We start from the raw sequence: 241 nt of genomic DNA, 5'->3' as shown, positions 1-241 counted from the left end.
GCGTAAGGGTAAGCCTTTAGTGCATGGCGATATTAAGCCATCTAACTTGGTTTATGATATTGAAACCGACAAATTGTCGTTAATCGATTGGGGATCTGCGGTATTTGCTCAGCGAGATGAACACGGCCGCGCGGTCGATGACAATGTCATGTCCTTACTATCAAGCGACCAACAGCACACTAACGCGCGCATGGGCGATGTGTATTTTATTGGTGACGAACAACTGAGCGGTGCGTTATCT

General features: G+C 47.3%; 1 pseudogene. It reads left to right on the top strand.

Annotated features, from left to right (window positions below):
- A pseudogene (locus tag AAEZ00_RS22050) lies at nucleotides 1-241 on the top strand (serine/threonine protein kinase); the annotation flags it as partial.

Source organism: Shewanella sp. S1-49-MNA-CIBAN-0167, from assembly GCF_040310145.1.
GTDB classification, from domain to species: Bacteria; Pseudomonadota; Gammaproteobacteria; order Enterobacterales; family Shewanellaceae; genus Shewanella; species Shewanella psychromarinicola.
Note: the sequence above shows the minus strand (reverse complement) of the source record. Positions and strands in the feature narration are given on the sequence as shown.